The following is an 11,991-nucleotide window of genomic DNA, read 5'->3' on the forward strand; positions in this document are numbered from 1 at the left end:
TTACTAATTTAATAACTTATCAATGTTTATTATTGTTAGAAGTTTGTCGTTATAATCTACAATTCCTTTTACATAATCTGGTCCATTATTTTCATCTAATCTTTGTATATCTTTTTCTTCTATATCTAACACTTCGTCAACTTCATCAACTGATATTCCGATTTCTTCTTCCTTAACAGTCAATATTATTATGTTATTTTGTTTGGCACTTGAGTCAACATTTAATAACAGATTTATATCAACAAGTGATTTTATACTTCCTCTTAAGTTTATTAATCCTTTGATATAACTAGGTGCTTTTGGCACTCTAGTTATACCCATCATATCATTTATACTTTGAACACGTTCTGTTTCAACAGCAAAATATTCATTTCCTAGTTTAAATACTACTATCTGCATTTAATACACCCCCATACTTGCATTTTAACCAAGTACTTTTTTTATTGCTTCTAATACTCTATCAGCTTGGAATGGTTTTACTATAAAATCTTTTGCTCCTGCTCTTATTGCCTCCATAACCATAGATTGTTGTCCCATTGCAGAACACATTATTATTTTTGCACTTGGATCAAATTCTTTTATTTGTTTAACTGCTTCAATACCATCAACATCAGGCATTGTTATATCCATTGTTACAACATCTGGTTTCTCTTTCTTATACATTTCTACTGCTACTGCACCGTTACTTGCTTCTCCAACTATTTCGAAATCATTCTTTTCTAATATATCCTTTATCATCATTCTCATAAACGCTGCATCGTCTACTATTAAAACTTTAGCCATTTAAATCTCCCTCCAAAATTAATTTACTCCAATTGATTTTAATATTTTCTCTAATGAGCCCGGCATTGGAACATAATAAAAATGTGCTCCAATCTCCTCTTGAGTATCATCTAAGAAAACTGTCTCTATGTCAAGTATATTTTCTTCATATTGACAAGATTCTATGAATGTTGTTGTTAAAATTGCACTAATCATATCATATGCAACTGCAGGAACTGATGGAATTATCTTAAGATTAGTGAACTCAGCTATTGCATTCATGTATGACCCTGTAATTATGTTAGTTATTTCACATAAAACTGATTTTCCTAGTTCACTAGTAATTTCTTCCTCACAACCTGCTAATCTTTCAATCATAGTTTTAGCTCTATTGGCATTAAAAATTAAAAGAATATTCCCTGAAATATCTCCAAGTACTCTAATAACAATCCCTGCAACTTCTTCTTCACTATTCAATTCAATAATATCTTCAAGTTTTACTATATTTACTGATGGTACTGTCATATCTATTTTTTCAGATATCATTACCGAAAGAGCAGTTGCAGCATTTCCAGCACCAATATTAGATACTTCTTTTAGTGCATCTAATTGCATACTATTGAAGTTGGCATATTCCATTTCATACCTCCTATAAAATTATACTATAATAATGCTCCCACATCTAATATTAAAGTAACTAGGCCATTACCTAATATAGTTGCTCCAATGTACTGATCTAATCCCTTTAATGTTTCACCAAGAGGCTTAATTACGATTTCTTGTTGACCAAGTAATGAGTCTACTAGTAAACCTATAGTTTTATCACCAACGTTTACTATTATAACAAATTTCTTTTCAGTTTCACCAGCCTCAATATCTAATGTTTCATTAAGTCTTACTAACGGAATTACATTTTCTCTATAAATTATAACTTCTCTTCCATTACTTGTCTTTATATTTTCTTCTTTATAATCTATTACCCTATCAATAAATCCTAAAGATATGGCAAGAGTTTCTTCCCCTATCTTTACAAGTAAAGCTTGTATTATTTGTAATGTTAACGGAAGTTTTATTACAAATGTTGAGCCTTCACCCTCTTTACTAAATACATCTACTGTACCACCTAGAGATGAAATCTTTGTTTTAACAACATCCATTCCAACTCCTCTTCCAGATATATCTGTAACAACTTCATTAGTACTAAAACCTTGAGCAAAGATTAAATTCTTAATATCATTGTCTGACAATCCTTCAGTATTTATTCCCTTTTCTTCTGCTTTAGCTTTTACTCTTTCAACATTTATTCCAGCACCGTCATCTACTACTTTTATAAGTGCTTTAGTTCCTTCTTGATAAGCAACTAATTTAACTGTACCAACTGGATTTTTTCCTGCTGCAATTCTATCTTCTTTAGATTCAACACCATGATCTGCAGCATTTCTTAATAAATGTATTAATGGTTCACCAATTTCATCTATAACAGTTCTATCTAATTCAGTTTCAGCACCCTCTATGATAAAGTTTATCTCCTTATCTAATTCTATTGAGACATCTCTTATCATTCTTGGGAATCTATTAAATACAGTATCTAATGGAAGCATTCTAATTTTCATAACTAAATCTTGAAGATCAGAAGTTGTTCTTCCCACTTGTTCTAATGTCTCATTTAATTCTGGTGATTTATGATCCATTACTATTTGTTCAAGCCTTGTCCTATAAATAACAAGCTCTGAAACCATATTCATTAAGTTGTCAATTCTTACTAAATCAACTCTTACTGATTGATGAGCTTTTTTAGAATCTTTTTTAACTGAATTTGTTTTCTTTGCTCTACTTTCAGCTTTAGGTGCTGGTTTATTTTCCTTAACTTCTTGAGTTATAGGTTCAGATTTTTTTTGTTCATTTTCTTCTATTTCTTTAGCTAAAACCTCATTATTGATTTCCACCATAGAAACTTCAACTTTTTCAACTTCTGATATATTAGTTACTATGTTAGTTATTTCTTCAATTGTATTATGTGTTACTAAGATAAAGCTTAAATCTAAATCAAAGTCTTCATTTTCTATTTCCTCAGTTGAAGGCTTTGATTTTAAAATTTCACCATGATCTTCAAGATCTTTTACAATTAAAAAAGCTCTTGCTGATTTAAGTAGTGTATGTTCATTTATCTTGATTTTTACTTCCATTACATTGAATTCTTTTTCTTTTGCTTGTTTAATTACTGATAAATCATATTCATTTAATTCAAACGAAGAGTCCTTATCAACAATATCTTTAATTTCAACTTCTGTTGAAATTTCTACATTTTCAGTTTCTTTTTTAATTGATATATTTTCTAGTGCTTTTATAATATCTTCTATATCTACACTTTCTTCTGAAGAACTTTGAATATTATCTATCATTCTTTCTAATGTATCTAAGCAATCAAATAGCACAGTTACAACTTGTTGAGTTACATTTAACTCTCCATCTCTAAATTTAGCTAATACATCTTCCATTTTATGAGTTAACTCTGCAACATCATTAAATCCCATAGTGGCAGCCATACCTTTAATTGTATGTGCTACTCTAAATATTTCATTAACCTTATCATTGTCTTCTGGATTTTGTTCTAAATCTAAAAGTGATTCATTCAAAGTTTGAAGATTATCTAAAGATTCTTCTAAAAACATAGTCATATATTGAGATGTATCCATATTATCCCTCCTTATATCTTTTTATAAATAAAGGTAGATGCTTTTTCAAAACCATATTCTTTATAATTATAAATGCTTTCAGTAGCACCAACAAATAAAAGTCCACCTTTTTTTAATGAATTACTAAATCTTCTATAAATATTCTCTTTAGTATCATTATTAAAATAAATAACAACATTTCTACAGATTATTAAATCAAAGTTAGTATCATATCTATCTAAAATCAAATCATGCTTCTTAAAAGTAACCATTGATTTGATTTTATTACTTATATAGTATTTATCGCCCTTATTCTCAAAATATTTACTTAAATCCTGATTTTTAATGTTTTTTATTTCATTATTAGTATATTCACCTATTTTAGCTTTAGATAAAATTGTATTATCTATATCTGTAGCAATTATGTTGTGTCTCCCTCTTGGCGCTATTTTATCTAACATCATTGAGATAGTATAAGGTTCACAACCAATTGAACATGCAGCACTCCAAATTTTTAAATTAGGATTATTAGGTAATAAATCTTTTGTTATTCTATTTTCTAAATCATCAAATAATTCTGGATTTCTAAAAAACTCTGTAACATTTATTGTTATAAAATCTAAAAACTTTTGTCTTTGAACTGGATCACTTTTTATAACTTTAGTGTATTCATCCAAAGATTTAATTCCAACTCTACTCATCAAACTATCAATTCTTCTATTAAGTTGATCTGGTTTATATGCTGATAAATTTATACCTAATTCTTTATGAACCCATTTATGAAAACCATTAAAATCCATACTTTCCTCCTAACGTTTTTTTACAATTTTAGTTACTTCATCACATATATTATTAAGTGGTAAAACTAAATCTACTTTACCTGTTTCAAATGCAGCTTTAGGCATTCCGTAAATAGTACAAGTTGATTCATCTTCTGATATTGTAATTCCACCATAATCTTTTATATTGCTTGTACCTTTAGCTCCATCTCTACCCATTCCTGTTAAAACTACAGATATTAAATTACCTCTGTATGCTTTTATAGCTGAATCAAAAAGTTTATCTACAGCTGGTCTAACTCCCCATATTGGATCTTCCTCATTAAGATGAATTTTCCCATCTGTACCAACGGTCATATGATAACCACCCTTAGCAATATATATCACATTACTTTCTATTTTTAAGCCTTCTTCACCCTCTACGACTTTAAGATTACATATCTTATCTAATCTCTCAGAAAAAGCTTTTGTGAATCCTTGTGGCATATGTTGAACAACAAATATTGGTACTCCAATATTTGCTTCAAACTTAGTTAATAATTGTTGAAGTGCCTTAGGACCACCAGTAGATGCACCAATAACAATAGCATCAATTCTCTTATTTTTAATTGTAACCATATTTATATGTTCAGATTTTTTAAAATCTTTTACTTTTGTGTCGTTATACAAATTAGTATTTTTTATTATAGTCTTAGAAGTATCTATTGATTTATTGCTTGTTCTAATTCTTATACCTCTTTTAGATATACTCTTAATTTTTTCAATAAGATTTTCTTGAACTTTTCTTATGTCTAAAGATATACTTCCTGATGGTTTAGTAACAAAATCAATTGCTCCATTTTCTAAACATTCCATTGTTTTTTCTGAACCTTTTGTTGTCAAACTACTTAACATTATTATTGAATAGTTCTTATTTTTTTTATGTAATTCTTTTAATGTTTCTAATCCATCCATTTCAGGCATTTCTAAATCCAATGTTATAATATCTGGATTAAACTTATCAACTTTTTCAATAAGTTCTTTTCCGTTTCTTAATTTAGCTACAACTTCTATTTCATTGTCTTCTTCTATTATTTCTGATATCATTTTTCTCATGAAAGCAGAGTCATCAACAACTATAACTTTTATTTTACTCAATGTATTCACCTCTTTATAATTCCACAATTCCTATCCCCACTATTTTTAGTGTAACTTTGCCATCTAAAGCATCTAAAATCATGGTTCTTCCTTTGTTTCCGCCTACATCTTCGGCAATTATTTGAATTCTTTCTTCACTTAATGATTTCTTTACAGCTTGTATATTTCTCTTTCCTATGTCACCAACCATACTTTTGTCTGAAAAACTAAACATAGAAGCTCCACCAGCTATTTTAGCTATTAAATTCCTCTTTTGACAACCTTTTGCTTCCATTTTTTTTATTAACAACGGAATTGCTAAATCAGCAAATTTCATTGGATTTGTCACATTTTTAAATTGTGTGCTATCAGGAAGCATTATATGAGATAATCCTGCTAGCTTGCTTCTTCTATCATATAATGCTATCCCTATGCATGAGCCTAAGCCTATTGTCATTATTTTACCTGGTGAAGATACTAGATTTAAATCTGCTATTCCAACTTTAACGTCTGTATTCTCCATTTTACCCCCTAAAATATACTTTGTTCTTCCTCTATAGATAAAATTTTATCTACATCTAAAAGTATTACTATATTCTTATCTAATCTTATCAAACCATTAATATAACTTCTTGATAATGTAGTTGTTATTTCAGGAGAAACCTCTATTAATTTACTATCAATATCTTTTACTTCATAAACATTTTCTACAATTATTCCAAACTTGTTATTGTCTTTTTTTACAACTATTATTTTTTTTTCTTCTGATTGTTCATCATTTCCTAGATTAAACTTTGTTGATAAGCTTATTATAGGTAATATGCTTTCTTGATAATTAATAACCCCTTTTACAAATCTAGGTGAATCTGGAAGAATTGTTGGTTCTTCATATCCTAAAATTCTTTCTATATCTTTTATATCAGAAGCATAATATTCATTATTCAAACCAAATATTAATATCTTCATTTCATTCATTGACATTATACCTTGACCTCCTACAATAGAAATTTATCTACTACTATCATTCCATCTTTTCCTAAATACGCTTTTACATTTTTTGATGCTACATCTAATGTAAATTGTTTTTCACCAAAACAAAAAACTGTATTTTGATATGCTATATCTGCTGTTATAACTCCTTTTTTAGATACTTCTAACCTAGTAAGTACGCCAGCTATACTTCCAACAGTCTTTAACTTAATTTCATCTTTGGCATGTAGTATTCCACCCCTACACACTGCTCCAGCTTGTGTAAATTCAATACTGTTTAAAGATGTTATTTTCGATACATATTGTCCTTTTCCAGTTATAAATATACTACCAGATGCTTCTATTGTAGAGTCTTGAGCATAGTCCATATACACATCTACTGGAATAACTATTTCTTCTTCTAATACTTCTATTTCATTTACTATCATATCTTTCAGCTCATAAAGCTCAGAATATTTTTTTATTTTTATAGGACCTAATCCTAGAATTTTTTTTCTAATAAAAGCTATCATATCATTATCAGTTGAGCTATTATTTTTCTCAAAACTTACTATAAGCATTGATAATCTAGGAATATTTTTAAATTTGCTTTCTATTAATATTTTAATAATTTCTCCATCTGATTGATTATTATCTAAAATATTCTTATCTTTTATTTGTTTTGTGTAACTAATTAAAGACTCTATTATACTATCGTACTGTTTTAATATTTCTAAATGCTTTTTTTTATCAATATCATTTGCGCCTGCACTTACTTTTGAATTCAGTATATTGGCATATATGTTAACTTGTCCACTTGCTATGATAGTCGCTTCTTCTACATTTTTTCTTACTGTTACTGAATTTCCTGCTTTTACTTGCGTTCCACTCTTTATGCTTCCACTTATTTCAACATCTCCAATAAAATCTATGTTCCCAGTTTTTATATCTACATCTTTTAATTCATATATTTTATTGACACTGTAAACTCCAGATTTACATGATGGTCTTCCTTCTATTGTTGAAATAACTTTGTTCTCCTCTAGCTTACATCCAGAACCAATTTTTATATTTATTTTTTTCGTTGTTTTTCTCTTGATTTCTTTTCCAAAGATATTCTTTCCATCTTTACCTTGTATCCCTTCTACTTTTTCTGCTAGTATCTGTCCAGCGCTTATATTAGATATTGAATACATATTTCTATAATCTATCTTTGCATTTTCATCTTTTAAAATTTTCTTTTTATCACTTTCAAAAAATACTTTAACTGTATCAGGAATATCTTCTACAACTTTATCACCTTGAGCAATTAATTCATTGCTAACGCAATCATCTTTACTTATTTCCTTTATTCTATCATTTAGTAATCCATAAACAATATTATTCTCTTTTAAAATTGTTAATAGTTCATCATAGGTATATTTAGGTGGATATTCACCTTTTTTCTTTTTTGTTTCTAATTTAAGATCTCTACAACATGATTTATCGACTAACTCAAAGGAATATTCAGGAAAATAATTTATTGTTATATATGCTTCCATTTTCTCTTCTGAAGTAGTTATATCTATTTTTCTACTACTTTCTTTTGTCACATATTTAACTTCTATATTATCTAAAGCAGTAACTGCTGTTTTTGATGTACATTCTTCTCCATTTATTAAAAGTTTAATTCCATTACATGGATGTATCATTACAGTTTCATTAGATTCATAGTCTAAGTTTTCAATTATTATTTCCCCATTTTCTACTTTTATCCCTTTATGAGTTTCATTTTCTTTATTACTCAATTTTTCATCTACTGTTAAGTCATTAATTTTATTAATTTTATTAATTTCATTAACTTTAGAAACTTCTATTTTTACTTTTTTCTTAAAAAAAATATTTTTTTGAGCAATAATAGTATATTCTAAGCACTCTTTTGGTACTTTTAATTCATTTGATGCTTTTTCAAGACATCCTTCTAATGTTGTAGCTGAAAATATTAAACTCATAAAATTCAACCCCTATAAAAAATAATCTTTTTTTTAGTATATCATATAGGAAAATAATTTTATATATAATACACTGTAATTAATTACTTTTAATGTAACTAATAATCTTATTATTATAATATTTAATCAGCTTGTTAATAATTTCATTATTTTTTATCTTTATTGAATCAACTTGATTTATTGGCAATATTTTTGGAGATGTTCCTGATATAAACATACCATCTAACTTTTTTATATCAGAGTATTTATAACTCACCTCTTCTACCTTTATGCCATTTTCAATAGCTATATCTATTATTTCTCCTCTAGTTACTCCAGGTAACACTGCTTTAACTGGTGATGTTAATAAAACATCATCCTTTATCATAAATATATTTGATTTACTGCCTTCAGTTATATATCCATTTCTGTCGACTAATATAGCCTCATACGCATTACTTTCTTTTATTTTAATATTTACTTTTTCTCTAAAGCTTAAATTAACTATTTTTGCATTTGGATTATCTCTTTCACCAAAATATAAAATAGTTTTTACTCCATTTTGATACATTTTTTCATTTGGATATGAATGATTAATAAAGAATATTCTCATTACTTTTTCATTTACATTATAGGTGATTTTTACATTCCCCTCTAATTTCTCATTTTCTCTAACTAAATTTTCTATATCTTTTCTTATTTTAAAATTTTCTAAACAACAATCAACATTTATAAGTTTAAATGAGTTCTCCATTCTCAATAAATGATTTTCTAAAAATAATGGCTTTCCATGGATTATTCTTAGAACTTCATATATCACTTTTCCTGATGTTTCAATATCTTTTAAACTATTTATTCCTTTTATCTTAGAGTTTTCAACAAAAAATTTATTAATTGCTTCCATACTACATGCCCCTTCTATACCGGAAATTATTTCCACCTTAATATTTCTATATCATGATTTTTCTTATAATTAATCAGATATGGCTTTCCAACCAAATCTAAAAGTGGTTTATCTGATAATGAATCTGAAAACATATATGACTCTTTAAAATCCACATCTATTTTTTCTTCTTTAAGTACCTCTTTTAATCTTCTTACCTTTTCTTCACCTTTACAGTTAAATCCATCCATTTGCCTTAAGAACTTTCCATCACTAAATTTAAATTTAGTTCCTATTACTCTATCCACTTCTTTAACACTATAAAATTTATTTATATAAAATTCAGGTGATGCTGATATTAAATATATATCATACCCTTCAGATTTAAGTTTTTTCATCATATCCATAGCATCACTATATAAAAGATTGCTTAGTTTTTCTGTATAAAAACTTTCAACAACTTTATCTAATTCATCTTCACTTATTCCATCTATAAACTTTAAGAACTTCTCTTTCACCATTTTTTCATCATAAAATTTCAATAAATACATTATTCCACAGTATAGTGCTCTTGGTAAAAATCTAATAGCCTTTATATCTTTCTTTATATAATACTTAAAAAACTCCATAAGTGTTTCTTTTTTTGTAATTGTATAATCTATATCAAAAATTGCAATTTTTTTCATATCCAAATTCTTTCTCCTTAATTATAATTGCTATAAAACACGCTTTGTTAGTTTAAAGTTAAGAGCTAAGAGTTGATAGTTCTCACCTCTTAATTCCACCCCTCTATAATCTTAGATTTTATCACCCCTTTAGCCTAGAAAGATTCTATATAATAATTTTCTTCAAAAAAACCCCATGTTTTCAACAAGAGGTTTTTTTAAATATTACTATATTAAAATCTATCTACTTTATTTTACTTAAGAATATAGATAATCTATCTATCCCCTTTTCTATTATATCCATTGATGTTGCATATGATAGTCTTATATAATTTTCTAATCCAAATCCACTACCTGGTATAACAGCCACTTTTTCTTCTTCTAAAAGTACCTTTGAAAATTCAACTGAATTAATTATATTATGCCCTTTAAAAGTGGTATTTAAATATTTTTCTATATTAACCATTATATAAAATGCACCATTCGGTCTTAAAATTGAAAGCTCATCTATTTTGCTTAATTTATCTAGCATAAAGTTTCTTCTACTCTCAAACTCCTTCACCATCTTATCTACTTCTTCTTCAGAACCAGTAAGAGCTTCTATTGAAGCATATTGAGTTATAGAGTTAACATTTGATGTCATATGACTTTGAATACTAGTCATAAGTTTAGTTATTTTTTCATCAGCAGCAACATATCCTAGTCTCCAACCTGTCATAGCATATGTTTTTGATACTCCATTTATAACTATTGTTCTTTTATATGAATCTTCATTTAAACTTGCTATACTTATATGTTCTTCATTATCATATATTAATTTTTCATATATTTCATCTGAAATTATAAATAAATCATGTCTTTTAGCAAAATCCGCAATTTCTTTAAGTTCTTCTTCATGATAAATAGTTCCTGTTGGATTATTAGGACTATTTAATAATATTGCTTTTGTCTTACTAGTAACACATTTTTCTAAATCTTCTATTGTATATTTATAATTGTTTTCTTTTATAGTCTCTACAAAAACGGGGACTCCATCTGCTAATTTAACAAGTTCAGGATAGCTTACCCAATAAGGTACAGGAATAAGCACTTCGTCTCCAGGATTTAAAATTGCCATAAATACATTAGCTAAACATTGTTTTGCACCTGTAGATATAGTTATTTGACTTGGTTTATATTCTAAATTATTATCTTTCTTAAACTTTTCACAAATAACTTCTTTTAATTCTAATATTCCACCTGCTGGAGTATACTTTGTTTTACCTTCCTCCATAGCTTTTATAGCAGCATTGATAATATTTTGTGGTGTATTGAAATCAGGTTCTCCTGCTCCAAAACTAACCACATCTACGCCCTCATTTTTTAATGCCTTTGCTTTTGCTGTAATTTCCAAAGTAATTGATGGACTAATATTTTCTGCTTTTTTAGATAGTTCCATTTTTCTTTCCCCCATTTATTACATATTATGCATTAGTATTAATATTATATACAATAAAATATAACATTAATACTTTGAGTTGTAAATTAAAAAAATCGTCAAAGCGACTTTAGATTCGTCGGTTCTTTTAGCCATACACCCTTTCTAAACGCAGTGCATGTAATATTAATTCTCTAAATAATAAAATAGACTTTAGTAATGTTACTAAAGTCTATAAAAATATTATAGGAACATATAAGAAAATAATAGATCAAATATACACGTATACTGAGGTATTATTTTTTTAAATGTGACTTATTCTTCTGATCCTACTGATTCTTGATAATAAGCTGATACTCTGTCGAATTCTTCTTCGTCAGGAACTACAAGTTCTTCTCCATCAACTCTAAAAAGATACATTGAACCATCTTCAGCATTTTCAGCTAATACGTATTCTTTTCCTTCAACTTCGAATGCATCAACGATTGGACATGAAACTACATTTCCGTTATCGTCTTCTAAATCTACAACGAAAGATTCTTCTTCTCCACATCCGCATCCACAGCCTTCATGATCATGGTCTCCACATCCACAACCTTCATGATCATGATCGTGTCCACCGCATCCACAAGTGTCGTGTTCTCCACATCCACATTTTTCTAAATCTTTATCCATAATTTAATTATCCTCCTTGCTAACAACTGTTGCTTTCTTCCATACTAATTCTACCCTTAAATGACTAAAATTAAAACCCC

The 11,991-nt window shown here is 27.7% G+C and carries 13 protein-coding genes; all 13 read right to left on the reverse strand.

Annotated elements, in window-relative coordinates:
• Window positions 1-3 precede the first annotated feature (3 nt).
• The 13 genes from NG901_RS05165 to NG901_RS05225 all read right to left on the reverse strand — a co-directional run bounded on the left by NG901_RS05165 (window position 4) and on the right by NG901_RS05225 (window position 11,911).
• A complete protein-coding gene (locus NG901_RS05165; protein ID WP_252212685.1) occupies window positions 4-399 on the reverse strand; it encodes a chemotaxis protein CheW in 396 nt (131 codons plus the stop codon).
• 24 nt (window positions 400-423) lie between these two features.
• On the reverse strand, window positions 424-783 hold the full coding sequence (locus NG901_RS05170) for a response regulator (protein ID WP_252212686.1): 360 nt from the start codon (window positions 781-783) through the stop codon (window positions 424-426).
• Between the two features lie 18 nt (window positions 784-801).
• Entirely contained in the window at window positions 802-1,401 is a 600-nt protein-coding gene (locus NG901_RS05175) for a chemotaxis protein CheC (RefSeq protein WP_205449212.1), read from the reverse strand.
• A 23-nt stretch (window positions 1,402-1,424) separates the two neighbouring features.
• Window positions 1,425-3,458: a chemotaxis protein CheA gene (locus NG901_RS05180; protein ID WP_252212687.1), complete on the reverse strand. Its 2,034-nt coding sequence runs from the start codon at window positions 3,456-3,458 to the stop codon at window positions 1,425-1,427.
• 11 nt (window positions 3,459-3,469) lie between these two features.
• Entirely contained in the window at window positions 3,470-4,237 is a 768-nt protein-coding gene (locus tag NG901_RS05185; RefSeq protein WP_205449210.1) for a CheR family methyltransferase, read from the reverse strand.
• Between the two features lie 9 nt (window positions 4,238-4,246).
• The gene (locus NG901_RS05190) at window positions 4,247-5,353 is read right to left on the reverse strand and encodes a protein-glutamate methylesterase/protein-glutamine glutaminase (RefSeq protein ID WP_205449209.1); all 1,107 of its coding nucleotides are present in this window, start codon (window positions 5,351-5,353) and stop codon (window positions 4,247-4,249) included.
• A 13-nt stretch (window positions 5,354-5,366) separates the two neighbouring features.
• Window positions 5,367-5,855 (reverse strand): chemotaxis protein CheD, encoded by a 489-nt coding sequence (locus tag NG901_RS05195; RefSeq protein ID WP_205449208.1) that lies wholly within the window; start codon window positions 5,853-5,855, stop codon window positions 5,367-5,369.
• An 8-nt stretch (window positions 5,856-5,863) separates the two neighbouring features.
• Window positions 5,864-6,313 (reverse strand): chemotaxis protein CheW, encoded by a 450-nt coding sequence (locus NG901_RS05200; RefSeq protein ID WP_205449207.1) that lies wholly within the window; start codon window positions 6,311-6,313, stop codon window positions 5,864-5,866.
• A gap of 14 nt (window positions 6,314-6,327) precedes the next feature.
• Entirely contained in the window at window positions 6,328-8,292 is a 1,965-nt protein-coding gene (locus NG901_RS05205; protein ID WP_252212688.1) for a flagellar assembly protein A, read from the reverse strand.
• A gap of 79 nt (window positions 8,293-8,371) precedes the next feature.
• On the reverse strand, window positions 8,372-9,175 hold the full coding sequence (locus tag NG901_RS05210; RefSeq protein ID WP_252212689.1) for an aminotransferase class IV: 804 nt from the start codon (window positions 9,173-9,175) through the stop codon (window positions 8,372-8,374).
• 26 nt (window positions 9,176-9,201) lie between these two features.
• The gene (locus NG901_RS05215) at window positions 9,202-9,840 is read right to left on the reverse strand and encodes an HAD-IB family hydrolase (RefSeq protein ID WP_252212738.1); all 639 of its coding nucleotides are present in this window, start codon (window positions 9,838-9,840) and stop codon (window positions 9,202-9,204) included.
• A 223-nt stretch (window positions 9,841-10,063) separates the two neighbouring features.
• On the reverse strand, window positions 10,064-11,257 hold the full coding sequence (locus NG901_RS05220) for a pyridoxal phosphate-dependent aminotransferase (protein ID WP_252212690.1): 1,194 nt from the start codon (window positions 11,255-11,257) through the stop codon (window positions 10,064-10,066).
• A gap of 294 nt (window positions 11,258-11,551) precedes the next feature.
• Window positions 11,552-11,911, reverse strand: coding sequence for a DUF1292 domain-containing protein (locus NG901_RS05225; RefSeq protein ID WP_252212691.1), 360 nt, complete (start codon window positions 11,909-11,911; stop codon window positions 11,552-11,554).
• Window positions 11,912-11,991 lie beyond the last annotated feature (80 nt).

The organism is Clostridium sp. CMCC3677, from assembly GCF_023845585.1.
Classification (GTDB): domain Bacteria; phylum Bacillota; class Clostridia; order Clostridiales; family Clostridiaceae; genus Clostridium; species Clostridium aquiflavi.

Bases quoted from the DNA above. Each gene is read 5' to 3' on its own strand.
- NG901_RS05165 (WP_252212685.1), bottom strand. From the start codon at position 399: ATGCAGATAGTAGTATTTAAACTAGGAAATGAATATTTTGCTGTTGAA.
- NG901_RS05170 (WP_252212686.1), bottom strand. From the start codon at position 783: ATGGCTAAAGTTTTAATAGTAGACGATGCAGCGTTTATGAGAATGATG.
- NG901_RS05175 (WP_205449212.1), bottom strand. From the start codon at position 1,401: ATGGAATATGCCAACTTCAATAGTATGCAATTAGATGCACTAAAAGAA.
- NG901_RS05180 (WP_252212687.1), bottom strand. From the start codon at position 3,458: ATGGATACATCTCAATATATGACTATGTTTTTAGAAGAATCTTTAGAT.
- NG901_RS05185 (WP_205449210.1), bottom strand. From the start codon at position 4,237: ATGGATTTTAATGGTTTTCATAAATGGGTTCATAAAGAATTAGGTATA.
- NG901_RS05195 (WP_205449208.1), bottom strand. From the start codon at position 5,855: ATGGAGAATACAGACGTTAAAGTTGGAATAGCAGATTTAAATCTAGTA.
- NG901_RS05200 (WP_205449207.1), bottom strand. From the start codon at position 6,313: ATGTCAATGAATGAAATGAAGATATTAATATTTGGTTTGAATAATGAA.
- NG901_RS05205 (WP_252212688.1), bottom strand. From the start codon at position 8,292: ATGAGTTTAATATTTTCAGCTACAACATTAGAAGGATGTCTTGAAAAA.
- NG901_RS05210 (WP_252212689.1), bottom strand. From the start codon at position 9,175: ATGGAAGCAATTAATAAATTTTTTGTTGAAAACTCTAAGATAAAAGGA.
- NG901_RS05215 (WP_252212738.1), bottom strand. From the start codon at position 9,840: ATGAAAAAAATTGCAATTTTTGATATAGATTATACAATTACAAAAAAA.
- NG901_RS05220 (WP_252212690.1), bottom strand. From the start codon at position 11,257: ATGGAACTATCTAAAAAAGCAGAAAATATTAGTCCATCAATTACTTTG.
- NG901_RS05225 (WP_252212691.1), bottom strand. From the start codon at position 11,911: ATGGATAAAGATTTAGAAAAATGTGGATGTGGAGAACACGACACTTGT.